The sequence below is a fragment of the Paracoccus sp. FO-3 genome, from assembly GCF_006386455.1.
Classification (GTDB): domain Bacteria; phylum Pseudomonadota; class Alphaproteobacteria; order Rhodobacterales; family Rhodobacteraceae; genus Paracoccus; species Paracoccus versutus.
In genome coordinates, this window is record NZ_VCBQ01000046.1 from 11805 (window position 1) to 31634 (window position 19830).

Here is a 19830-nt window from a genome sequence, read left to right on the forward strand (position 1 = left end):
GGCGGGAATCCTTCGGTGGCAGGGCAGGCATGCATGACCCGGCGGCGAGGGCTCCCTACGCCGCCGGGCGAATAATTCGGAATATCCGCGCCCTGCTGAACATGCGCGGGTTATAGGAAACCGCCCCGAACCCTGCAAGCGCGGCTTGCACCCGCGGCCCGGCTCGGGCAGCAAGCGGCCATGAGCTACAGGATCGCCATCGCCGGCGCCGGGATCGGCGGCCTGGCCTCTGCCGCGCTTCTGGCCCGCGAGGGCCATGCCGTCACCCTGTTCGAGCGCTTTGCCGCGCCGCGCCCGCTGGGCTCGGGCCTGGTGGTCCAGCCGGTCGGGCTGGCCGTGCTGGACCGGATCGGCGCGGGCGAGGAGACCCGCCGCCTCTCCAGCCCCATCGCCCGGATGCTCGGGCACGAGGCGCGGGGCCGCAAGGTGCTGGACGTCTCCTATCCCGCCGCCGCGCCGGGCCGCGGCATCCATCGCGCCACGCTGTTCGGGCTGCTCTGGGACCGGGTCGCCGCGCTCGGCCTGCCGGTGGTGACCGGGGCCGAGATCGCCGCGGCGCCGCCGGACGGGGCGGGACGGCGCCTTGCGCTGGCGGATGGGCGCGATTTCGGCCCCTTCGACCTTGTCGTCGATGCCAGCGGTGCCGGCTCGCGGTTGTCGCCGCTACGGGCGCGGCCGCTGGGCTATGGCGCGATCTGGGGCACGGTGCCCTGGCCCGAGACGGATTTCCCCCGCGACCAGCTGCGCCAGCGCTACCGCGCCGCCAGCCGCATGGCCGGCGTGCTGCCGATCGGCTGCCTGCCCGGCGACCCGACGCCGCGCGCGGCCGTCTTCTGGTCCATGCCGCTGGCCGAGCTGGACCGTTGGCCGCAGACCCCGGTCGCGGATTGGCGCGCCCAGGTCGCCGTGCTCTGGCCGCAGATGGCGCCCTTCCTGGAAACCATCCGCGACCATGCGCAGATGACGCCGGCGCGCTACAGCCACGGCACCCTGCGCCGGCCCTTTGCGCCGGGCCTGGTCCATATCGGCGATGCCGCCCATCGCGCCAGCCCGCAGCTGGGGCAGGGGGCGAACATGGCGCTGCTCGACGCCTTTGCGCTGGCCCATGCGCTGCGCCGCCCGCTGGCGGAAGCCCTGCCGGATTACGCCGCCATGCGCCGCTGGCATGTGCGCATCTACCAGGCGATGAGCGCGGCCTTCACGCCGATGTATCAGTCGGGCAGCCGCAGCCTGCCCTGGTTGCGCGACCTGGTCCTGGCGCCGCTTTCGACCCTGCCGCTGCTGCGGCGCGGGCTGACGCATCTGGTCGCCGGCACCATGATCCCGCCGCTTTCGGGCACGCGCGATCCGTGACAGGCTTGCAGCGCGGGCCGCAGGGGTCCATATCCGGCGCATGATCCCGCCCCGTTTCGACGTCACACCCGAACAGATCGACCGCGTCGTCGCCACCTTCTACGCCGCGGTGCGCCGGCACGAGGTGCTGGGCCCGGTCTTCGCCGCCCATGTCGCCGACTGGCCCGAGCATGAGGCCAAGATCGCCCGCTTCTGGCGCAATGCCATCCTTTACGAGCGCGGCTATGACGGCAATCCGATGCAGGTCCACATGCGCACGGGCGACGTGAAGGCGCAGCATTTCGCGCCCTGGCTGATGCTTTTCGACGAAACCCTGCGCCGCACCCTGCCGCCCGAGACGGCCAAAGCCTGGTCGGCGCTTGCGCATCGCATCGGCGCCGGGCTGCGCATGGGGGTCGAGGATCTGCGCGAACGCCGTCCCGGCCCCCCGGTCTTGCGCTAGGCCGCGCGCAGGTGTAAACAAAACGGGAACATCCGAAAGGGCTTCCCGATGAAGATCGACTATCTCGAATTCAGCTCGCCCGACCTGCCGGCCACGAAAGCCTTCTTCGGCCAAGCCTTCGGCTGGCGTTTCAACGACTACGGTCCCGACTACCAGGAACTCGCCGATGCCGGCCTGGCGGGCGGCATCGCCGCCGGTTCCCCGGCGCCGCCGCTGGTGATCCTGCGCACCGACGACCTCGAAGCTGCGCTGGCCCGCGTGACCGAGGCGGGGGCCGCGATCACCCGGCCGATCTTCGCCTTTCCCGGCGGCCGCCGCTTCCAGTTCCGCGAGCCGGGCGGCACCGAGATGGCAATCTGGTCCGACCGCTGAGGCCGGTCACATCCGCGGTGGCCGCGCCTTGTAGACCGGCAGCCGCCAGCCGAAGCCCAGGCCCCCGGCGCGCAGCAGCAGCACCACCGCCGCGCAGCCGATCAGCGCCCAGCCGCGCCCGGCACCCAACGCCAGCAACAGCAGCGCCGCCACCGCCCCGCCAAAGGCGGCGGTGACGTAAAGCTCGCCCTGCTTCAGCACCAGGGGCACCTCATTCCCGACCACGTCGCGCATCAGCCCGCCGAAGGTGCCGGTCATCACCCCCATCAGCACGGTGACGACGGGGCTCACCCCCGCCTCCAGCGCCACGCCGACCCCGGCCGGCACCGCCACGGCCAGGGCAAAGGCATCCAGCCACAGGATGGCGCGATAGCGGCTCTCCAGCCGATGCGCGGTGAAGAACACCACGATCGCCGCGCCGGCGGTCAGCAGCAGCAGCTCGGGCCGCCCGACCCAGAACACCGGCGCCCGGCCCAAGACCAGGTCGCGCAGGGTGCCGCCGCCGATCCCGGTCAGCGTGGCGAAGAAGATGAAGCCGACGACGTCCAGCTGCCCGCGGCTCGCCACCAGCGCGCCGGTCAGGGCAAAGACCAGCACGCTGGCATAATCCAGAAGCGGGACCAGCGCCTCGACGCTCATCCCGCGGCCCTGGCCGGCTTGAAGGGCGCCATGCCCGCCCGCGCCAGCGCATCGGCGCGCTCGTTCTCGGGATGGCCAGCATGGCCCTTGATCCATTCCCAGCGCACCTTGTGGCGTGCCTGCGCCGCGTCAAGCCGCTGCCACAGCTCGGCATTCTTCACCGGCTTGCGGTCGGCGGTGCGCCAGCCGTTCTTCTTCCAGCCGTGGATCCATTGCGTGACGCCGTTCTTCACATAGGCGCTGTCGGTGGTCACGGTGATCTCGCTCGGCCGGGTCAGCGCCTCCAAGGCCGAGATCGCCGCCATCAACTCCATGCGGTTGTTGGTGGTCTCGGCCTCGCCGCCCGACAGCTCGCGCTCCTTCAGCACCGTCTCGCCTTCCATGGCCCGCATCAGCACCCCCCAGCCGCCGGGGCCGGGATTGCCGCTGCAGGCGCCGTCGGTCCAGGCGAACAGCGCGCTCACGCCTCCAGTCCCTTGTAGCCGGGCAGGGCGGCGATGCGGCCAAGCCAGCGCCCGATGCCGGGGAACCGCGCCATGTCGAACCCGCCCAGGCTGCCGGCCGTATGGGTATAGCCGTAAAGGCAGATATCGGCGAGGCTGACGGCATCGCCCACCAGCCAGTCATGCCCGGCCAGCCGGTCCTCCATCACCTGGAGCAGCGCATGGCCGCGCTCCAGCAGTTCGGCCATGCGCTCGGGCGTCGCCTGAGCGCGGCGCTGCGGATAGACCTGCAAGGCCGCGCGCACGGCGATCACGCCCTCGTGCTGGTTCTGCTCCCAGAACATCCAGCCCAGCATGGCGGCGCGCTCGAAGGCGTCCTGCGGCACGAAGCGCGTGCCCTCGCCCAGCCAGCACAGGATCGCGTTCGATTCCGGCAACAGCCGCCCGTCGTCCAGCTCCAGCACCGGCGCCTTGCCAAAGGGCAGCCGCCCCGTCGCCTTGGCCGCCGCCAGCGCCTCGGTCAGATATTCGACATCCACGATCTCGCAATCGCGCCCCAGCAGCGCCAGGGCCAGCCGAACCTTGTAACTGTTGCCGGATGACGGCATCGACCAGAGCTTCATCCCGACCCTTTCTTCGTTCCCAAAATACTCCGGGGGAGGCCCGCAGGGCCGGGGGCAGCGCCCCCCGCGACGGCACCGCCCGGCAAGCCCGGCTCAGGCCTCGCGCAAGACCCGCGGCACCTTGAACTCGACATTCTCGCGCGCCGTCTCGACCATCTCGACCGTCACGTCGTAGCGTTCGCGAAAGGCCGCGACCACCTCGTCCACCAGCACCTCGGGGGCCGAGGCACCGGCGGTCACGCCCACCGCCCGCGCGCCTTCGATGGCGCGCCAGTCGATCTGGTCGGCGCGCATCACCAGCTGGGAATAGGCGCAGCCGGCGGCGCTGCCCACCTCGACCAGCCGGCGCGAGTTGGAACTGTTCGGCGCCCCGATCACCAGAAGCGCGTCGATCTGCCCGGCGATGGCCTTGACCGAGGCCTGCCGGTTGGTCGTCGCATAGCAGATGTCCTCCTTGGCCGGCCCCCTGATGCCGGGAAACCGGGCCTGCAAGGCGGCCACGATGGCGGCGGTGTCGTCGACCGACAGCGTGGTCTGGGTGATGAAGGCCAGCCGCGAAGGATCGCGCGGCTCGATCCCGGCCACGTCCTCGACCGTCTCGACCAGCAGCACCTCGCCCTCGGGCAATTGCCCCATGGTGCCCAGCACCTCGGGGTGGCCGGCATGGCCGATCATCACCATCTGCAGGCCCTCGGCGTGGTGGCGCTCGGCCTCGACATGGACCTTGCTGACCAGGGGGCAGGTGGCGTCGACGAAGACCATCTCGCGCCGCCGCGCCTCGGCCGGCACCGCCTTGGGCACGCCATGGGCGGAAAAGATCACCGGCCGGTCGTCCGGGCATTCGTCCAGCTCCTCGACGAAGACCGCGCCCTTGTCGCGCAGGCTGTCGACGACGAACTTGTTATGCACGATCTCGTGGCGGACATAGACCGGCGCGCCCCATTTCTGCAGCGCCATCTCGACGATCTTGATGGCGCGGTCGACGCCGGCGCAAAAGCCGCGCGGCGCGGCCAGGTAAAGGATCAGGGGCGGTTTCTTGTCCATGGGCTTCACCTAACCCCGGCAGGGGCGCCTCGCAAGGGATCAGGCGCCCTCGAAGCTGGTCAGGGCATGGACCTCGTGGCCCAGCCCCTCCAGCAGCGCCCGCCCGCCCAGCTCGGGCAGCTCGATCACGAAGGCGCAGCCCACGACCTCGGCTCCCAGCCGCTCGCAAAGCGAGATCCCGGCCGCCGCGGTGCCGCCGGTGGCCAGCAGGTCGTCCACGATCAGCACCCGTTCGCCGGGGCGAAGCGCGTCGTCGTGGATCTCCATCACCGCCTCGCCATATTCCAGCGCATAGGCATGGCTGATGACGGCGCCGGGCAGCTTGCCCTTCTTGCGGATCGGCACGAAGCCCACGGAAAGCTGATGCGCCACCGCGCCGCCCAGGATGAAGCCGCGCGCCTCGAGCCCGACCACCTTGTCGATGGCCTCGCCGGCATAGGCGGCCAGAAGCTGGTCCACCGCCATGCGAAAGCCGCGCGCATCGGCAAAAAGCGTGGTCACGTCGCGAAACAGGATGCCCTCATGCGGGAAATCGACGATGGTGCGGATATAGTCGCGCACCGTCCGGGTGTCGCGGCGGCGCTTTTCGGGCCGGTTCTCCATCAGGGGCGCTCCATCTCGAAGGTCTGGGTGGTGATGGTGTAGTCCTTGTAGCCCATGCGCGACAGCCAGCCGGTGGCGCGCAGGTCGAAGCGGCCGTCCTTCAGGCAATCCTCGCGCAGGTGGATGCCGGTGACGACGCCCAGCACCATGTAGTTCGCCTCGCCCGCCAGCCGCAGGATGCGGGTCGCGCGGCATTCCAGCGCCGCGGCGGCGCCGGCCACGCGCGGGCAGTCGATGCTCTCGCATTCGGCGGGCTCGATGCCGGCGGCCTGGAATTCGTTCACCCCGGCGGGCAGGGCGGCGGAACTGGCGTTGACCTGGTCCTTCAGCGGCCCGTCGGCGATGTTGACGCAGAAGACGCGCGACTCGGCGATCTGGGCCACGCTGTCCTTGGTCCCGTTCCGGTCCGGCTTGGCCGCGGTCGAGGCGAACATGACCTGCGGCGGCACATAGGCGGTCAGGTTGAAGAAGGAATAGGGCGCCAGGTTGTCGCCCTGCCGCCCGCGGGTCGAGATCCAGCCGATCGGCCGCGGCGCGACGATGGCGTTCAGCGGATTGTGCGGCAGCCCGTGGCCGTCCTGGGGTCGGTAGAACATGGCGTGCCTCGCTGGTCGCTCAGTGATGCGGGGCCCAGAAGTGACCCCATGCGCGCGGCGCGTCAAGCGTTCTTGCCGCCTTGCCCGCCCGCCCCCGCCCGCCCTTGCGACAGTCCGGCGAATTTTGCCGCCCCGGTCCCGCAGGCGGTTTTCGCGGCCGCGCCTGCATGTTACGCGGTCCCTGCGCCGCGCCCAGACCACCCGAATCCCGACCCCAGCACCGGAGGCAGGATGTACGAACTTTGCCCCGAAACCCCCGCCGACGCGCCCGAGGTCGAGGCGCTTCTGGACCTGTGCTTTGCGCCGGGGCGCACGGCGCTGTCTTCCTATCGGCTGCGCGAGGGGGTGGCGCCGGTCGGGCCGCTGTGCCTGATGCTGCGCGACGATTTCGGCGCGCTGATGGGCGCGATCCGCTATTGGCCGGTGCGCGTGGCCGGGCGGCCGGTGCTGCTGCTGGGCCCGGTCGCCGTGCATCCGACGACGCAGGGCGAGGGGCTGGGCGCGCTTCTGATGCGCGAAAGCCTGACCCGCGCGGCCGAGATGGGCTGGCAGCGGGTGATGCTGGTCGGCGATCTGCCCTATTATCAACGCTTTGGCTTCTGGAAGCTCGAAGATGTCGAGATGCCGCCGCCCACCAACCCCGACCGCGTGCTGGGGCTGGAGCTGGTGCCCGGCGCCTGGGCGGGCGTCACCGGCCTGGTCGAGCGCGAGACCGGCGAATCCGCGCCCGGCCAGCGCGAGATGCGCCGCGAGGGCTGCACCCAGGTCGCGCCGCCCGATCACTCGGCATAGAGGAAATCCTGCGGGTGATTGGCCAGGCTGCCGGTCAGCGCGGCATAAAGGATGGTGCGGCCGTCGATGGTCTCGGGCCCGCCGGCCATGCCGAGCCAGGTCAGCAGCTCCGCCCCCTCGCCATCGCGCACCGAAAGCACGCCATAGGCCGTGCCGCCGGCGGGCGCGTAAAGCACCGCGAACTGGTTTTCGCCGCAGTCGTGCTGCTTGCAGGCGGTCATGGCCAGGTATTCCCGGCCGCCGAAGGCGACCTTCTGGCTGGGCGAGATCACCGCGCCCTCGCGCAGCCATTCGGGCATCTGGTGGCCCTCGGCCATCTTCTCGACCGCCGCGGTCAGGCCCTGGTCCTTGCCCAGATCGGCCAGCGTCAGCCCCGTCTCGGGCGCCGCGGCCTGGGCGGTCGCCTGCTCTGCCGGTTGCTCGACCGTCGCTTGCGCGCCCGTGTCTTGCGTTCCCGTCTCCTGCGTCCCGCTTTCCTGCGCCAGGGCGGCGGGCCCCAGCATCAGCGCGGCGGTCAGGGTCAGGGCCGGGATCGTGCGGCGGATGTTCATGGCGGTCTTCCTTGTCCTTGTTCTTGCGTCGTTCTTGCGTCCCGTCCTTCCGGCGGCGGGCTGCCGATTCGCCACAGGAACCCGCGGCACGGGTTGCGGGTTCCTTTGCCAGTGCCCAGTTCTAGCACAGCCATGACATCGCAGGGTATCCACAGGATGACCGAACAAAGCCAGATCCCCGTCCGCCAAACCGTCCTGCCGCCGATCGACGACCCGACCGTGCATGCGGCGATCGACCGGCTGGCGCGGCGCTATCTCCAGGCGGGCGGCGTGGCGATGGAACTGCTGACCGCCATCGGCGGCAAGGCCGAGGGGTTGCTGGAACGCCTTCCGGCCCCGGTGCGCGGGCGCATGGACCGGCTTACGCTGGCGGCGCTGAACCGCGCCTTCGACGCCGCCTCGCGGTCGCGCGGGGTGCTGCGGGACCGGGGCGACCTGTTCAACCGCCTGCTCTCGACCACCTCGGGCGCGGTGGGCGGGCTGGCCGGGATCGGCGGCGCGGCGCTGGAGCTGCCGGTGACGGTAACGCTGCTCTTGCGCGCGATCATGGACATCGCCGCCGAGCATGGCTTCGACCCGGTCTCGGACGAGGCCCGGCGCGAGGCGCTGCATGTCTTTGCCTCGGCCGGGCCGCTTTCGGATGACGACGGCACCGACCTGGGGCTGCTGGCCGCGCGGATGACCATTACAGGCCAGACCGTGCAGGCGCTGATCGCGCGGGTGGCGCCGCGGCTGTCCGCCTCGCTGGCGCAGAAGCTGGCGGCGCAGGCCGTGCCGGTGCTGGGCGCGCTTGCCGGGGCCTCGATCAACTACAGTTTCACCCGCTACTACCAGGAACTGGCGCGGGTGCATTTCGGCCTGCTGCGGCTGTCGCAGGAAACCGGCATCCCGCGCGAGGCGCTGGCCGAGGCGCTGGAGTTGCGCATGATCCAGCTGCGCCCGAACACGGCGGCGCGCAAGCTGTCGCGGCGCGCCTAGGCCTCGGGCTCGGCGGCCAGTTCCAGCACCGCGGCCGGCGCCTCAAGGTGCTCGATGCCCAGCGGCGCCGAGGGCCGGGCGAGGCGCGATTTCACCACCCAATGCAGCCGCTCCTGCGCGCGGGTGATGGCGACATAGGCCAGCCGCTTCCACAGCGCGATGCCGGCTTCCGAGCGGCCCGACCAGGCGGCGGCGGCGATGTCGGGGGCAAAGACCTGCACGTCGGGCCATTGGCTGCCCTGCGCCTTGTGGATCGTCACCGCCGCGCCATGCAGGAAGGTCGCGCCCATGCGGGCGGCAAAGGGGATGAAGGGCTCCTCGACATCCGGGATCTCGATCTTGACGATGCTGGCGGCGGAAAGCCGTGGCTCCTCGGCGCCCACGACATGCAGGCGCGAGAAGCCGGGCTTGCGCCCCGGTCCCAGATAGACCACCTGCGCCCCCTTGATCAGCCCGCGCGCCTCCAGGTCGATGCGCTTCTTGCGGTGCTTCAAGGGCAGTTCCAGCCCGTCGCAGATCAGGGGCTCGCCCGGCAGCAGCGCATCGCCCGGCGCGCCATAGGCCGAGCGAAAGGCCTGGATCAGCTTGATGCGGGTGATGTTGCGCCAGACCAGGACCGGGCTTTGCGCCATCAGGTCGGATTCGACCCGCTCGGCCCAGGTCACGCGCGGATCGCGGGCGGCGGCCTCGCGGATCATGCGTTCGAAGGCGTCGAACTCCAGCCTGGGATCGGCCAGCGCATGGGCGAGGTCCAGGATCGGGCTGTCGCCCTCCTGGCGGTGGATGCGGCTCAGCATCAGCCGCTGCGAGGCCGCGAGCCGATCAAAGACCATCTCGCCCGATTGCCCGACCGGGGCCAGCTGCGCCGGATCGCCGAACAGGATCAGAAGGGGAAAGATCTCGCGCAGGTCTTCGAACTGGCGCTCGTCCAGCATCGAGGCCTCGTCGACCAGCCCGATGTCCAGCCCGTCCTCGCGCCGCTTCCAGCCGCGGATGAAGTCCGAGCCGCGCAGGCCGGCCGCGGCCAGGGCGCCGGGGATTGAGGCATGCTGGTCGTAGAAGGCCTTGGCCCGGTCCAGCGCCGCCTCGGTCAGCCCCTCCATCAACCCTTCGACGGAAGGGCGCTCGCCCACGCCGGTCAGCCAGTCGGCGATGCGCTCGTATTCCGGGTCGTAGACCGGGGTATAGAGGATGCGGTGGATGGTGGTCGCCGGCACGCCGCGCATGCGCAGCACGAAGGCCGCCTTGTTGGTGGGGGCCAGGATGGCGACGGTGCGGCGGTCCTTGCGCTTCTTGCCCTCGTAATCGCCCGAGACGACATCGACCCCGGCCGCCTTCAGCGCCTTGGTCAGCTCGGCAAGCAGCAGGGTCTTGCCCGAGCCGGCCTTGCCGATCACCGCCATGACCCGGCCCTTGCCGGGCTTCGGCGGCGCGATCTCTTCCGAGACGAGGTCGATGCCGGACTCCTCGAGCGCGGCGGCAAGCGCATCCCAGGCTTCGGCCTGATCGGGGGAAAGGGCGGGCAGGGTCATGCGCCCTTGTTAGCCCGCGGCGCGAGGGGCGGAAAGGCCGATCCGGTGGCGCCGCCGCGATTTGGGTATTTGTGCAACGAAGAAGAAGCCGGGTGCGGCCCCGATCTTCTCTGTTCTCCAAATACCCATGCGGGGCGCGCGCGCGTTCGTCATGCGCAGGGGTCTTTCGGGGCGCAGGCGGGCGGGCTTATCCGTGGCTTGCCGCGATCAGCGCGGCGACGCCCAGCACGATCAGCGCCATGCCCGCCATCTGCCGCCCCGAGATGCCTTCGCGGAACAGCCGGCCCGAGACGAGCTGCGCCATCACCACCTCGACCAGGGCCAGCGTGCGGACATTGGCCGCCGCGGTCAGCGCGAAGCCCAGGAACCAGAACAGCGAGGCCAGCGCCCCCAGGGCGCCCGCGCCCAGCGAGCCGCGCCAGTGCCGGGCGATGCCCGCCAGCGCCCTGCGGTCGGCGGCGCCCAGCCAGGCCAGCATGATCGCGCTTTGCAGCGCCAGGCTGAGCAGCAGGACGGTCGCGGCCCGCACCGGCTCGGCGCCGAAGGGCAGGGCGAGGATCGCGCCGCGAAAGCCGATGGCCGAGAGGCCGAAGAGCGCCCCGGCCGCGATGCCCAGGCCGCCCGCGCGCCAGCCGCCGCGCCGCCAGTCGGCCCCCGACATCAGCACCACGCCCAGCGTGGCCGTGGCGATCGCCGCCATGCGCACCGGGCCCAGCGGCTCGGCCAGCAGCAGGGCGCCGATCAGCGCCAGCGTCACCGGCTCGGTCTTGATCAGCGCTGTGGTGACGCCGAAGCCGCGGCTTTCCATCGTCAGCAGCATCAGCGCGGTGGCGGCGATCTGCGAGCTTGCCCCCAGCGCCGCCCAGCCCAGCACCGCCGCATCGGGCATGGGGACCGGCACCAGCACCGCCATGCCGGCCAGGGCCAGCGCAGCAAAGGGCAGGCCGAAGAGAAAGCGCACCGCGGTCGCGCCCATGGTGCCGAGTTCCGCGGTCAGCCGCCGCTGCGCCGCGTTGCGCCCGGTCTGGGCCGCGGCGGCGATCAGCGTGGCGAGGATCCAGCTCAAGCCCCGGCCTCGCCCATCAGCCCCGGATCGCCTCCAGCATCCGCGTGACGTTCTCGGGGTCGGCCTCGGGGGTGATGCCGTGGCCGAGGTTGAAGATATGCGGCCCCTGCGAGAAGGCCCGCACGATCCGGCGCGTCTCGGCCACCAGGGCGTCGCCGCCCGTCACCAGCAGGCGCGGGTCCAGGTTGCCCTGCACGCAGCCGTCCTTCTGCACCTCGGCCGCCGCCCAGTCGGCGCTGACCGAATTGTCCAGCGCCACGCAATCGGCGCCGGTGGCGCGGGCAAAGCCCGCATAGCGCGGCCCGGCCTCGCGCGGGAAGGCGATGACCGGGATGCCGGGATGGCGCGATTTCAGCGCGGCGATGATCCGGCGCGCGGGCTCGACCGCGAAATCGTCGAAGTCCCGGCCCTTGAGCGAGCCGGCCCAGCTGTCGAAGAGCTTGACCACCTCGGCCCCGGCCTCGATCTGGGCCGAGAGATAGTCGATGGTCGCCTCGGTGATGCGGTCGATCAGCGCGGTGAAGGCGGCGCGGTCCTCGGCCTTGAAGGCATGTGCCGGGGCCTGGTCGGGGGTGCCGCGGCCGGCGACCATGTAGGTCGCGACGGTCCAGGGCGCGCCGGCAAAGCCGATCAGCGTGGTCTCGCGCGGCAGTTCGCGCGCGAGGATGCGCACGGTTTCATAGACCGGCGCCAGCGTGTCGTGGATCGCCCCGGTCGGCTTCAGCGCCGCGACCCCGGCGGCGGTGATGACGGTGGAAAGCCGCGGCCCCTCGCCGGTCACGAACCACAGGTCGAGCCCCAGCGCCTGCGGCAAAAGCAGGATGTCGGCAAAGAGAATCGCCGCGTCGAAACCATAGCGGCGGATCGGTTGCAGCGTGACCTCGGCCGCCAGGTCGGGGGTGTAGCACAGCGACAAAAAGTCGCCGGCCTGGGCGCGGGTGGCGCGGTATTCCGGCAGGTAGCGGCCGGCCTGGCGCATCATCCAGACGGGCGGAACGGGCAAACGCTCGCCCTTGAGCGCGCGCAGGATGGTTTTTTCGGACATAATTCACCTCTCGCCCCCTTCATGGCGCGCGCGTCCCCGTTGTCAAGGCCGAGGGGGGGCGCTAAGCCCTGTGCCATGACCCAGATGCCCGACCCCCAGAACCCCATCCGCATCGGCACCCGTGGCTCGGCCCTGGCGCTGGCGCAGGCGCATGAAACCCGTGACCGGCTGATGGCTGCGCATGGCCTTGCGGCCGACGCCTTTCAGATCGTGGTGATCAAGACCACCGGCGACCGCGTGCTGGACCGCCCGCTGAAGGAGATCGGCGGCAAGGGCCTGTTCACCCGCGAGATCGAGGATGCGCTGCTGGCGCAGCAGATCGACATCGCCGTGCATTCCATGAAGGACATGCCGACGCTGCAACCCGACGGGCTGGTGATCGACTGCTACCTGCCGCGCGAGGATGTGCGCGACGCCTTCGTCAGCGCGCAGTTCGCGGCGATTTCCGAGCTTCCCCAAGGGGCTGTCGTCGGTTCCTCAAGCCTGCGGCGGCGGGCGCAGCTGGCGGCACGGCGGCCCGACCTGAAGCTGGTGGAGTTTCGAGGAAACGTGCAGACCCGCCTGAAAAAACTTGAGGAAGGCGTCGCCGTGGCGACCTTCCTGGCCATGGCGGGGCTGACGCGGCTGGGGATGCTGCATGTGGCGCGCGGCGCGGTCGCGCCCGACGAGATGCTGCCGGCCGTGGCGCAGGGCTGCATCGGCGTCGAGCGGCGCAGCGATGACGCGCGTCTCGCCGCGATGCTGGGCGCGATCTCGGACCGCGACAGCGCGCTGCGGGTGACGGCCGAGCGCGCCTTCCTGGCGCGGCTGGACGGTTCCTGCCAGACGCCCATCGCCGGGCTGGCGGAACTCGATGGCGACCGGCTGCGGCTGCGCGGCGAGATCCTGCGCCCCGACGGCAGCGAGGTGATCGCCGGCGAGCGCATCGGGCCGGCCGCGGACGGCGCGGCCATGGGCACCGACCTGGCCGAGGAATTGCGCGGTCGCGCGCCTGCCGATTTCTTCGACTGGTCCTAGAGCGCCAGGGCCAGCGCCAGGCCCAGCCCCAGCAGCGCCATTGCCCGGCGATACAGCGCCAGCCCGCGCAGCAGGTCCGCCGCGCCGGGGTCGCGGGCGCCCGTGTTCAGCCAGGGTTCGAGGCTTTCCACGCCGTGATAGCGGCGCGGGCCCGACAGGCGCACGTCCAGCGCGCCGGCCATGGCACCCTCGGGCCAGCCGGCATTGGGCGAGCGGTGGCGGCGCGCGTCGCGGCGCATCACCCGCCAGGCCCGCCGCGACCCCGCCGCCGCGACAAAGAGCAGCCCGGTCAGGCGCGAGGCCGGCAGGTTCACCAGGTCGTCCAGCCGCGCCGCCACCCGCCCGAACAGCGCGTGACGCGGGCTCATGTGGCCGATCATCGAATCGAGCGTGTTGATCGCCTTGTAGGCGGCGATCCCCGGCAGCCCGGCCACCGCCGCCCAGAACAGGGGCGCGACCACACCGTCCGAGGCGTTCTCGGCCAGGCTTTCCAGCGCGGCGCGGGCGATGGGCTCGGGCCGGTCGTCGAGGTCGCGGCCGACGATCATCGCCACCGCCGCCCTGGCCGCCGGAACATCCCCGGCGGTCAGGGGGCGGGCCACGGCGGCGACGTGATCGTGCAGCGAACGGGTGGCGACCAGCGGCCAGGCCAGCACGCCCAGAATCACCGGGCCGAAGGGCAGCCCCGCCAGGGCCCAGGTCAGCAGCAGCGCCGGGATCACCGCCGCGCCCAGCGTCACCGCCACCGCCAGCGCGCCGCGGGCGATGCGGTGCCGGCCGCGGTTCCAGCGCGCATCCAGCGCCGAGATCAGCCGGCCGATCCACACCACCGGATGCGAGATGCGGCGATAGAGCGCATCGGGCCAGCCGATCAGCGCATCGACCAGCAGGGCGGTCAGGGCGATGGTCAAGGTCTCGGGCGTCATGGCGCGACCCGGTTGACGGCCTCGACGGCCCAGCCGGCCGGGCTGCGCGACAGGATGGTCAGCGACAGCGGCGCCACCGAGAATGACAGCGCCGCCGGACCGATCGCCAGGGCCAGCGCAGCGCGCACCGTGCCGGCATGGGCGACGATGGCCACCGTGCCGCGGGCCTGCTCCAGCAGCGGCTGCACCCGCGCCGCCATGTCGAGGAAGCTTTCGCCCCCCGGCGGGCGCTGGCGGGCCAGCGCCTCGGGCGGCAGCGGGCCCAGGTCGGGGATCATGGCGCCGGGCTCCTCCCAGGCGCCGAAATCCTGCTCCCACAGGCCGGGATGCCATTCGGGGGCCAGGTCCAGCGCCGCGCAGGTCTGCCGGCAGCGCAGGGCGGGGCTGGACCAATGCTTGCCCGCGCCGCGCAAGGCCGCGCGCGCCCAGTCGAGCGCGGCGCGGTCGCTGCAATCCGCCGCCACATCGCGCCGCCCGGCCAGCCCCGGCCCGGCCAGCGGCGCATGGCGCAGGATCAGCAGCCGTGCGGCGGTATCGAAAGGCGGGCTCATCGGGCATCCTTGCGGCTGGGCGCGGCAGGAATGGCGCGGGGACGCGGGCTTGTCAACGAAGCCCCGGCCGGCGCAGGATCGGCGGCAAGAAGAGGTGCCGCGACAGCAGGCTTGACGCCGGCCCGGTTCCGGCGGCATAAACCAGTTAAATGAACACTCGTTCAATAAACGGAGGAGATGGCCGATGTTCACCGCGGGAATGCAGTTCGACCTGGGCGAGGACGTGAACGCGCTGCGCGAGACCGTCCATCGCTGGGCGCAGGAGCGGGTGAGGCCCATCGCGGCCGAGGTGGACCGCAAGAACGCCTTCCCGAACGAGCTGTGGCGCGAGATGGGCGACCTGGGCCTGCTGGGCATCACCGTGTCCGAGGAATTCGGCGGCAGCGGCATGGGCTATCTGGCGCATGTCATCGCGACCGAAGAGATCGCCCGCGCCTCGGCCTCGGTCAGCCTGTCCTATGGCGCGCATTCGAACCTTTGCGTGAACCAGATCAAGCTGAACGGCACCGACGAGCAGCGGCGGAAATACCTGCCCGACCTGTGTTCGGGCCGTGCCGTGGGCGCGCTGGCCATGTCCGAGGAGGGCGCGGGCAGCGATGTCGTCGGCATGAAGCTGCGCGCCGAAAAGCGCAACGACCGCTATGTGCTGAACGGCAGCAAATACTGGATCACCAACGCGCCCGACGCCGATACGCTGGTGGTCTATGCCAAGACCGACCCCGAGGCGGGCAGCCGCGGCATCACCGCCTTCATCGTCGAGCGCGGCATGAAGGGCTTCTCGAGCAGCCCGCATTTCGACAAGCTGGGCATGCGCGGCTCGAACACCGGCGAGCTGATCTTCGAGGATTGCGAAGTGCCCTTCGAGAACGTGCTGGGCGCCGAGGGCAAGGGCGTGCGCGTGCTGATGTCGGGCCTCGACTACGAGCGGCTGGTGCTGTCGGGCATCGGCACCGGCATCATGGCGGCCTGCCTCGACGAGGTCATGCCCTATGTCAAGGAACGCAAGCAGTTCGGCCAGCCCATCGGGTCGTTCCAGCTGATGCAGGGCAAGATCGCCGACATGTATGTCGCGCTGAACACGGCGCGCGCCTATGTCTACGAGGTGGCGCGCAGCTGCGATGCCGGCCGCGTCACCCGCCAGGACGCCGCGGGCGCGGTGCTTTACGCCAGCGAGCAGGCCATGGTGCAGGCGCATCAGGCCGTGCAGGCGCTGGGGGGCGCGGGCTTCCTGAACGATTCGGTCGTCAGCCGGCTGTTCCGCGACGCCAAGCTGATGGAGATCGGCGCCGGAACCTCCGAGATCCGCCGGATGCTGATCGGCCGCCAGCTGATGGAGATCGCCTGATGCGCGCGCTGGCGCTGTTCCTGCTGATGGCTGCGCCGGCGCTGGCCCAGGACGGGCCCGGCTATGGCGGCAAGCCGCTTGCCGCCTGCCTCGACCGCATGGCCGGCGAAGGGGGCGACCGGCGCAGCTGCATCGGCGCGGCCTCGGGGCCCTGCATGGACCAGCCGGGCGGCCAGACGACCGCGGGCATGGTGCAATGCCTGACGGCCGAGGCGGCGGATTGGGACCGGCTGCTCAACCGCTGGTATTCCGCGGCGATGAACCGGGCCGAGGCCATGGATGCCGGCCAGGGCGACGGCCAGGACATGGAAGAAGCGGCGCCGGTGCTGAAGCAGGCGCAGCGCAACTGGATCGCCTTTCGCGACGAAAGCTGCCGGTTCGAGGCGCTGCGCTATCAGGGCGGCACCATGCGCGGCATCGCTCATGCCGGCTGCATGATGCAGCTTTCTGCCGAACAGGCGCTGCGGCTGCGCGTCCTTGCCGAGGAGGAGGGCTGATGCGCGCGCTGGCCTTCCTGCTGCTGCTGGGCGCGCCCGCCTTGGCCGGCGATGCCTCGGGCTTCGATCCGGCGGCGATCGACCAATGCCTCGACGCGGCCGAAACCCAGGGCGCGCGGGCCGATTGCGCCGGGACGGGGATGGATGCCTGCCTGGATTACGCCCGGCAGAAATACACTGGCGACGACCCGGATTTCCCGATGGCGAACTGCCTCGACGCCTCGCACCAGGCATGGGAGGCGAAGCTGACCGCCGTCTACCAGGCGGCGCTGGAGGCCGCCGATCCGCCAGAGCCGCTGCGCCGGATGGAGCGCAGCTGGATCGCCTTTCGCGAGGCGCTGTGCGAAGGCGCCGGCGATCTGGCCCGCGCCCGCTGCATCCGCGACGAGACGGCGCGGCAGGTGGCGCTGCTCATGTCGCTGGCGGACCTGCAATGAGCGGCGGTGGGGAAAAGGGGCGCGCCCGGTGGCGGCGCCCCCGTCCAGGCCGTGACGGCGGCCTAGAATTTCATCACATAGCTGATGCCGGCGACGAGCGGATCGACCTCCACGGTGCCGATCTTGGTGCCGTTCAGCTCGACATCGGGGTCGATGTCGATCCAGCGCAGGTCGGCGCGCAGCGCGGCGCGGTCGTTGATCCAGTGATCCACGCCCAGATGCGCAGCCAGGCCCAGGCTGTTCTTGACCCGCAGATCCTGGCCGGCCAGCGGCCCCTTGGCCTCGCCGTCCCAGAAGCCGGTAAAGTTCACGCCCAGGCCGACAAAGGGCTTCCAGCGCGGATGCACGTCGAAGTGATATTGCACCGAGACCACCGGCGGCAGGTGCTTGACCGTGCCGATCTCGGTCCCGTTCGACTTGATCGAATGTTTGAGGGGCAGGGCGCCCAGCACCTCGATACCGATATTGTCGCGAATGAAATACTCAAAGGTGATGCTGGGGCGGGTGCTGTTGCCGACATCCACCGGCGTCGGCCCCGCCAGCACGCCATTGTCCGATTTCGGGTTCACATGCGCGATCCCGAAGCCAAGCGTCCAGTCGCCTTGCGATTGCGCAAGCACGGGGGAGGCAAGCGCGGCGAGTGCCGCGGCGATGGCAAGCTTGTGTCTCATGGCGATCCTCTTTTCTTGTCGCATGCTCGCTCATCGCGCCTTGTTTCGGGCTTCGACGTTGATCTGGATCAATATTTCCGCTTTTGGCCGGCCTGCGACAAACTGGCGCAGACCTCCGGCGCTTCGACCGAAAGGATGATGCGATGAAGCTTGGCACCTCGGTCCTGCCTTCCTCGGAAACCTTCCGCGCCAATCGCGCGGCGCATCTCGCCATGCTCGAGACGGTGCGCGAGGCGGCGCTGGCCGCGGCGGCGGGCGGCGGCACGAAGGCGCTGGAGCGCCATGTCGCCCGCGGCAAGATGCCCCCGCGCGAGCGGGTGGCGAACCTGCTCGATCCCGGCTCGCCCTTCCTGGAAATCGGCGCGACGGCGGCGCATGGCATGTATGACGGCGCCGCGCCCTCGGCCGGGGTGATCGCCGGCATCGGCCGGGTGCATGGGCAAGAGGTGATGGTCGTGGCCAATGACGCGACGGTCAAGGGCGGCACCTATTACCCGATGACGGTGAAAAAGCACCTGCGCGCGCAGGAGATCGCCGAGGAATGCCATCTGCCCTGCGTCTACCTGGTCGATTCCGGCGGGGCGAACCTGCCCAACCAGGACGAGGTCTTTCCCGACCGCGACCATTTCGGCCGCATCTTCTACAACCAGGCGCGCATGTCGGCCAAGGGCATCGCGCAGATCGCCGTGGTCATGGGCTCCTGCACGGCGGGCGGCGCCTATGTCCCGGCCATGTCGGACGTGACCATCATCGTCCGCAACCAGGGCACGATCTTCCTGGCCGGCCCGCCGCTGGTGCGCGCCGCCACCGGCGAGGTGGTCTCGGCCGAAGACCTGGGCGGCGGCGATGTCCACACCCGCCTTTCCGGCGTCGCCGACTACCTGGCCGAGGACGACGCCCATGCGCTGGCCATCGCCCGCCGTGCCGTCGCCAACCTGAACCGCCGCCGGCCGGAGGGCGTCGCATGGCAATCCCCCGAACCCCCGGCCCATGACCCCGAGGAAATTCTCGGCCTCGTCCCCGCCGATCTCAAGACCCCCTACGACATCCGCGAGGTGATCGCGCGCGTGGTGGACGGCTCGCGCTTCGACGAGTTCAAGGCCCGCTTCGGCGAGACGCTGGTGACGGGCTTCGCCCATCTCGAAGGCTGTCCCATCGGCATCGTGGCCAATAACGGCGTGATCTTCTCGGAGGCCGCGCAGAAGGGCGCGCATTTCATCGAGCTCTGCTCGATGCGGGGCATCCCGCTGGTCTTCCTGCAGAACGTCACCGGCTTCATGGTCGGGCGCAAATACGAGAACGAGGGCATCGCCCGGCACGGCGCCAAGATGGTGACGGCGGTGGCGACGACCAATGTGCCCAAGATCACCATGCTGGTCGGCGGCAGCTTCGGCGCCGGCAATTACGGCATGGCCGGCCGTGCCTATTCGCCGCGATTCCTCTGGACCTGGCCCAATTCGCGCATCTCGGTGATGGGCGGCGAACAGGCGGCGGGCGTGCTGGCCACCGTGCGCCGCGAGGGGATCGAGCGCCAGGGCGGCCGCTGGAGTGCCGAGGAAGAGGCCGAGTTCAAGCGCCCCACCATCGAGATGTTCGAGCGCCAGTCGCACCCGCTCTATGCCTCGGCCCGGCTCTGGGACGACGGCGTCATCGACCCCCGAAAGACCCGCGACGTGCTGGCGCTCAGCCTGCGCGCCAGCCTCAATGCGCCGATCGAGCCGACGCGCTTCGGCATCTTCAGGATGTGACGCCGATGCGCATTTCCACCCTGCAAGGCGACATCACCCGGCTCGCCATGGACGCCATCGTCAATGCCGCCAATCGCACGCTGCTGGGCGGCGGCGGCGTCGACGGCGCCATCCACCGCGCCGCCGGCCCCGAACTGCTCGCGGAATGCCGCGCCATCGGCGGCTGCCCGACCGGCGAGGCCCGCATCACCAGGGGCTACGGCCTGCCGGCCCGATACGTCATCCATGCCGTCGGCCCGGTCTGGCAAGGCGGCACGGCGGGCGAGGACGACCTGCTCGCCAGCGCCTATCGCCACAGCCTGCTTCTTGCCCAGGCCCATGACATCGCCCGCATCGCCTTCCCGGCGATCTCGACCGGCATCTACGGCTTCCCGGCCGAGCGCGCCGCCCGCATCGCGGTCGCGGCCATCCTCGACCATGCCGCCGGTCTCGAAGTGATCCTGGTCGGCTTCGACGCCGGCAGCCATGCCACGCTCCGCCAGGCGGTGGACGAGGCCCGCCGATGATTTCTCCGTTTTCCAAATACCCCACGGGGGTCCGGGGGTGTGAAACCCCCGGC

At 70.8% G+C, this 19830-nt stretch carries 24 protein-coding genes; 11 read left to right on the forward strand and 13 right to left on the reverse strand.

The features are described 5' to 3' along the window. Window positions 1-180: 180 nt before the first annotated feature. Genes FE811_RS14040 through FE811_RS14050 form a run of 3 tightly spaced genes read left to right on the forward strand, consistent with a single transcriptional unit; the run spans window position 181 to window position 2167 of the window. Window positions 181-1353, forward strand: a complete 1173-nt coding sequence (locus FE811_RS14040) for an NAD(P)/FAD-dependent oxidoreductase (RefSeq protein ID WP_116222247.1) — start codon at window positions 181-183, stop codon at window positions 1351-1353. 40 nt (window positions 1354-1393) lie between these two features. Then, on the forward strand, window positions 1394-1795 hold the full coding sequence (locus tag FE811_RS14045; protein WP_114536691.1) for a group III truncated hemoglobin: 402 nt from the start codon (window positions 1394-1396) through the stop codon (window positions 1793-1795). A 48-nt stretch (window positions 1796-1843) separates the two neighbouring features. Next, on the forward strand, window positions 1844-2167 hold the full coding sequence (locus FE811_RS14050) for a VOC family protein (protein WP_116222248.1): 324 nt from the start codon (window positions 1844-1846) through the stop codon (window positions 2165-2167). A 6-nt stretch (window positions 2168-2173) separates the two neighbouring features. Here FE811_RS14050 and FE811_RS14055 read toward each other — a convergent pair whose 3' ends face one another. The 6 genes from FE811_RS14055 to FE811_RS14080 form a co-directional block, all read right to left on the reverse strand. Beyond that, entirely contained in the window at window positions 2174-2806 is a 633-nt protein-coding gene (locus FE811_RS14055) for a trimeric intracellular cation channel family protein (protein ID WP_114536690.1), read from the reverse strand. Continuing rightward, window positions 2803-3270 carry a ribonuclease HI gene (gene rnhA / locus FE811_RS14060; protein ID WP_072462013.1) on the reverse strand — a complete coding sequence of 156 codons (468 nt, stop codon included), beginning with the start codon at window positions 3268-3270 and terminating at the stop codon, window positions 2803-2805. Before rnhA ends, FE811_RS14055 begins: the two co-directional genes overlap by 4 nt. Further along, window positions 3267-3872 (reverse strand): glutathione S-transferase family protein, encoded by a 606-nt coding sequence (locus FE811_RS14065; RefSeq protein ID WP_036758079.1) that lies wholly within the window; start codon window positions 3870-3872, stop codon window positions 3267-3269. Before FE811_RS14065 ends, rnhA begins: the two co-directional genes overlap by 4 nt. Window positions 3873-3965: 93 nt before the next feature. Continuing rightward, window positions 3966-4916 carry a 4-hydroxy-3-methylbut-2-enyl diphosphate reductase gene (gene ispH, locus FE811_RS14070; protein WP_036758077.1) on the reverse strand — a complete coding sequence of 317 codons (951 nt, stop codon included), beginning with the start codon at window positions 4914-4916 and terminating at the stop codon, window positions 3966-3968. A gap of 39 nt (window positions 4917-4955) precedes the next feature. Beyond that, complete coding sequence (locus tag FE811_RS14075; protein WP_140847953.1) at window positions 4956-5519, reverse strand: adenine phosphoribosyltransferase; 564 nt, start codon at window positions 5517-5519, stop codon at window positions 4956-4958. Continuing rightward, window positions 5519-6115 carry a flavin reductase family protein gene (locus FE811_RS14080; RefSeq protein WP_036758073.1) on the reverse strand — a complete coding sequence of 199 codons (597 nt, stop codon included), beginning with the start codon at window positions 6113-6115 and terminating at the stop codon, window positions 5519-5521. The genes FE811_RS14075 and FE811_RS14080 overlap by 1 nt, the downstream gene beginning before the upstream one ends. 231 nt (window positions 6116-6346) lie before the next feature. Between FE811_RS14080 and FE811_RS14085 the strand changes: the two genes are divergently transcribed. Next, window positions 6347-6907, forward strand: a complete 561-nt coding sequence (locus FE811_RS14085) for a GNAT family N-acetyltransferase (RefSeq protein ID WP_036759764.1) — start codon at window positions 6347-6349, stop codon at window positions 6905-6907. Here FE811_RS14085 and FE811_RS14090 read toward each other — a convergent pair. After that, complete coding sequence (locus FE811_RS14090; RefSeq protein ID WP_116222249.1) at window positions 6895-7458, reverse strand: Ivy family c-type lysozyme inhibitor; 564 nt, start codon at window positions 7456-7458, stop codon at window positions 6895-6897. The two genes, FE811_RS14085 and FE811_RS14090, sit on opposite strands and share 13 nt — an antisense overlap. Window positions 7459-7614: 156 nt before the next feature. Here FE811_RS14090 and FE811_RS14095 point away from each other — a divergent pair, with 156 nt between their 5' ends. Continuing rightward, window positions 7615-8436, forward strand: coding sequence for an EcsC family protein (locus tag FE811_RS14095; protein ID WP_114536686.1), 822 nt, complete (start codon window positions 7615-7617; stop codon window positions 8434-8436). On the opposite strand, the gene FE811_RS14100 is transcribed toward FE811_RS14095, so the two are convergent. The 3 genes from FE811_RS14100 to hemE form a co-directional block, all read right to left on the reverse strand. Further along, entirely contained in the window at window positions 8433-9968 is a 1536-nt protein-coding gene (locus FE811_RS14100; protein WP_036759760.1) for an ATP-dependent RecD-like DNA helicase, read from the reverse strand. The two genes, FE811_RS14095 and FE811_RS14100, sit on opposite strands and share 4 nt — an antisense overlap. 187 nt (window positions 9969-10155) lie before the next feature. Beyond that, a complete protein-coding gene (locus tag FE811_RS14105) occupies window positions 10156-11034 on the reverse strand; it encodes an EamA family transporter (RefSeq protein ID WP_116222250.1) in 879 nt (292 codons plus the stop codon). A gap of 16 nt (window positions 11035-11050) precedes the next feature. Next, the gene (hemE, locus tag FE811_RS14110) at window positions 11051-12079 is read right to left on the reverse strand and encodes a uroporphyrinogen decarboxylase (protein ID WP_116222251.1); all 1029 of its coding nucleotides are present in this window, start codon (window positions 12077-12079) and stop codon (window positions 11051-11053) included. Between the two features lie 75 nt (window positions 12080-12154). Between hemE and hemC the strand changes: the two genes are divergently transcribed. Next, on the forward strand, window positions 12155-13096 hold the full coding sequence (gene hemC / locus FE811_RS14115) for a hydroxymethylbilane synthase (protein WP_181180870.1): 942 nt from the start codon (window positions 12155-12157) through the stop codon (window positions 13094-13096). Here the strand turns inward: hemC and cbiB are convergent. Both cbiB and FE811_RS14125 read right to left on the reverse strand, forming a co-directional pair. Further along, window positions 13093-14022 carry an adenosylcobinamide-phosphate synthase CbiB gene (gene cbiB, locus FE811_RS14120; protein WP_116222252.1) on the reverse strand — a complete coding sequence of 310 codons (930 nt, stop codon included), beginning with the start codon at window positions 14020-14022 and terminating at the stop codon, window positions 13093-13095. The genes hemC and cbiB overlap by 4 nt on opposite strands. Further along, on the reverse strand, window positions 14019-14573 hold the full coding sequence (locus FE811_RS14125) for a histidine phosphatase family protein (protein WP_116222253.1): 555 nt from the start codon (window positions 14571-14573) through the stop codon (window positions 14019-14021). The genes cbiB and FE811_RS14125 overlap by 4 nt, the downstream gene beginning before the upstream one ends. A gap of 184 nt (window positions 14574-14757) precedes the next feature. Here FE811_RS14125 and FE811_RS14130 point away from each other — a divergent pair, with 184 nt between their 5' ends. Genes FE811_RS14130 through FE811_RS14140 form a run of 3 tightly spaced genes read left to right on the forward strand, consistent with a single transcriptional unit; the run spans window position 14758 to window position 16852 of the window. Next, window positions 14758-15918, forward strand: a complete 1161-nt coding sequence (locus tag FE811_RS14130) for an isovaleryl-CoA dehydrogenase (RefSeq protein ID WP_072462004.1) — start codon at window positions 14758-14760, stop codon at window positions 15916-15918. Beyond that, on the forward strand, window positions 15918-16415 hold the full coding sequence (locus FE811_RS14135) for a lysozyme inhibitor LprI family protein (protein WP_116222254.1): 498 nt from the start codon (window positions 15918-15920) through the stop codon (window positions 16413-16415). Before FE811_RS14130 ends, FE811_RS14135 begins: the two co-directional genes overlap by 1 nt. After that, a complete protein-coding gene (locus FE811_RS14140) occupies window positions 16415-16852 on the forward strand; it encodes a lysozyme inhibitor LprI family protein (RefSeq protein ID WP_072462002.1) in 438 nt (145 codons plus the stop codon). The genes FE811_RS14135 and FE811_RS14140 overlap by 1 nt, the downstream gene beginning before the upstream one ends. A 62-nt stretch (window positions 16853-16914) precedes the next feature. Here FE811_RS14140 and FE811_RS14145 read toward each other — a convergent pair whose 3' ends face one another. Then, complete coding sequence (locus FE811_RS14145) at window positions 16915-17523, reverse strand: OmpW family protein (RefSeq protein WP_116222255.1); 609 nt, start codon at window positions 17521-17523, stop codon at window positions 16915-16917. A 143-nt stretch (window positions 17524-17666) separates the two neighbouring features. On the opposite strand from FE811_RS14145, the gene FE811_RS14150 reads away from it, so the two are divergent. After that, window positions 17667-19271, forward strand: a complete 1605-nt coding sequence (locus tag FE811_RS14150) for a carboxyl transferase domain-containing protein (protein ID WP_116222256.1) — start codon at window positions 17667-17669, stop codon at window positions 19269-19271. Between the two features lie 5 nt (window positions 19272-19276). Next, window positions 19277-19777 carry an O-acetyl-ADP-ribose deacetylase gene (locus FE811_RS14155; RefSeq protein ID WP_036759738.1) on the forward strand — a complete coding sequence of 167 codons (501 nt, stop codon included), beginning with the start codon at window positions 19277-19279 and terminating at the stop codon, window positions 19775-19777. Window positions 19778-19830: the final 53 nt, after the last annotated feature.

Bases quoted from the DNA above. Each gene is read 5' to 3' on its own strand.
- FE811_RS14155 (WP_036759738.1), top strand. From the start codon at position 19,277: ATGCGCATTTCCACCCTGCAAGGCGACATCACCCGGCTCGCCATGGAC.
- FE811_RS14050 (WP_116222248.1), top strand. From the start codon at position 1,844: ATGAAGATCGACTATCTCGAATTCAGCTCGCCCGACCTGCCGGCCACG.
- FE811_RS14065 (WP_036758079.1), bottom strand. From the start codon at position 3,872: ATGAAGCTCTGGTCGATGCCGTCATCCGGCAACAGTTACAAGGTTCGG.
- FE811_RS14055 (WP_114536690.1), bottom strand. From the start codon at position 2,806: ATGAGCGTCGAGGCGCTGGTCCCGCTTCTGGATTATGCCAGCGTGCTG.
- hemC (WP_181180870.1), top strand. From the start codon at position 12,155: ATGACCCAGATGCCCGACCCCCAGAACCCCATCCGCATCGGCACCCGT.
- FE811_RS14080 (WP_036758073.1), bottom strand. From the start codon at position 6,115: ATGTTCTACCGACCCCAGGACGGCCACGGGCTGCCGCACAATCCGCTG.
- FE811_RS14040 (WP_116222247.1), top strand. From the start codon at position 181: ATGAGCTACAGGATCGCCATCGCCGGCGCCGGGATCGGCGGCCTGGCC.
- cbiB (WP_116222252.1), bottom strand. From the start codon at position 14,022: ATGACGCCCGAGACCTTGACCATCGCCCTGACCGCCCTGCTGGTCGAT.
- ispH (WP_036758077.1), bottom strand. From the start codon at position 4,916: ATGGACAAGAAACCGCCCCTGATCCTTTACCTGGCCGCGCCGCGCGGC.
- FE811_RS14095 (WP_114536686.1), top strand. From the start codon at position 7,615: ATGACCGAACAAAGCCAGATCCCCGTCCGCCAAACCGTCCTGCCGCCG.
- FE811_RS14075 (WP_140847953.1), bottom strand. From the start codon at position 5,519: ATGGAGAACCGGCCCGAAAAGCGCCGCCGCGACACCCGGACGGTGCGC.
- FE811_RS14135 (WP_116222254.1), top strand. From the start codon at position 15,918: ATGCGCGCGCTGGCGCTGTTCCTGCTGATGGCTGCGCCGGCGCTGGCC.
- FE811_RS14130 (WP_072462004.1), top strand. From the start codon at position 14,758: ATGTTCACCGCGGGAATGCAGTTCGACCTGGGCGAGGACGTGAACGCG.
- FE811_RS14085 (WP_036759764.1), top strand. From the start codon at position 6,347: ATGTACGAACTTTGCCCCGAAACCCCCGCCGACGCGCCCGAGGTCGAG.
- FE811_RS14100 (WP_036759760.1), bottom strand. From the start codon at position 9,968: ATGACCCTGCCCGCCCTTTCCCCCGATCAGGCCGAAGCCTGGGATGCG.
- FE811_RS14140 (WP_072462002.1), top strand. From the start codon at position 16,415: ATGCGCGCGCTGGCCTTCCTGCTGCTGCTGGGCGCGCCCGCCTTGGCC.
- FE811_RS14145 (WP_116222255.1), bottom strand. From the start codon at position 17,523: ATGAGACACAAGCTTGCCATCGCCGCGGCACTCGCCGCGCTTGCCTCC.
- FE811_RS14125 (WP_116222253.1), bottom strand. From the start codon at position 14,573: ATGAGCCCGCCTTTCGATACCGCCGCACGGCTGCTGATCCTGCGCCAT.
- hemE (WP_116222251.1), bottom strand. From the start codon at position 12,079: ATGTCCGAAAAAACCATCCTGCGCGCGCTCAAGGGCGAGCGTTTGCCC.
- FE811_RS14045 (WP_114536691.1), top strand. From the start codon at position 1,394: ATGATCCCGCCCCGTTTCGACGTCACACCCGAACAGATCGACCGCGTC.
- FE811_RS14150 (WP_116222256.1), top strand. From the start codon at position 17,667: ATGAAGCTTGGCACCTCGGTCCTGCCTTCCTCGGAAACCTTCCGCGCC.
- FE811_RS14090 (WP_116222249.1), bottom strand. From the start codon at position 7,458: ATGAACATCCGCCGCACGATCCCGGCCCTGACCCTGACCGCCGCGCTG.